Raw genomic sequence first — 1,078 nt, 5'->3', positions numbered from 1 at the left:
GCGATGAAACCGTGTTGCTAGCGAAGTTCGCAAACGATCCTCACGTTCGCCAAACGACAAACATGGAATACAAGTTTGTTGCGAAAGCACCTGAGAACCTAACAGAGCGCCCAATCGTCATCGGTTTTGGTCCATGTGGTCTGTTTGCTGGTTTGGTGTTGGCTCAAATGGGTTTCAACCCAATCATCGTTGAACGTGGTAAAGAAGTTCGTGAACGTACTAAAGATACTTTCGGTTTCTGGCGTAAACGCACGCTAAACCCAGAATCAAACGTACAGTTTGGTGAGGGCGGTGCGGGTACGTTCTCTGACGGTAAGCTGTACAGCCAAGTGAAAGATCCAAACTTCTACGGTCGCAAAGTGATCACTGAATTTGTTGAGGCTGGCGCACCAGAAGAAATTCTATACGTAAGTAAACCTCACATCGGTACTTTCAAGCTGGTAACGATGATCGAGAAAATGCGTGCGACCATCATCGAGCTAGGTGGTGAAATTCGCTTTAGTACTCGTGTTGATGATCTTCATATGGAAGACGGTCAAATCACAGGCGTGACATTGTCAAACGGTGAAGAGATCAAATCTCGTCACGTGGTATTGGCTGTTGGTCACAGTGCGCGTGATACATTTGAAATGTTGCACGAGCGCGGTGTGTACATGGAGGCGAAACCATTCTCGGTTGGCTTCCGTATCGAGCACAAGCAATCGATGATCGACGAAGCGCGTTTTGGTCCAAATGCGGGTCACCCAATTCTTGGTGCTGCGGATTATAAACTGGTTCATCATTGTAAAAATGGTCGTACCGTGTACAGCTTCTGTGTGTGTCCAGGCGGCACTGTTGTTGCGGCGACATCTGAAGAAGGTCGCGTAGTGACGAACGGCATGAGCCAATACTCTCGTGCAGAGCGTAACGCAAACAGTGCGATTGTTGTGGGTATCTCTCCTGAGGTGGATTACCCGGGTGATCCTCTAGCAGGTATCCGTTTCCAACGTGAACTTGAATCTAACGCTTACAAACTAGGCGGCGAAAACTACGATGCGCCAGCACAGAAAATCGGTGACTTCCTGAAAGGTCGCGATCC

At 48.6% G+C, this 1,078-nt stretch carries 1 protein-coding gene; it reads left to right on the top strand.

The features are described from left to right. A partial coding sequence (locus tag R7M72_RS25750) for an NAD(P)/FAD-dependent oxidoreductase (RefSeq protein WP_318056549.1) occupies positions 1-1,078 on the top strand: 1,078 nt, incomplete at both ends.

Source organism: Vibrio sp. YT-18 (genome assembly GCF_033337345.1).
Taxonomy (GTDB): domain Bacteria; phylum Pseudomonadota; class Gammaproteobacteria; order Enterobacterales; family Vibrionaceae; genus Vibrio; species Vibrio alginolyticus.
Note: the sequence above shows the minus strand (reverse complement) of the source record. Positions and strands in the feature narration are given on the sequence as shown.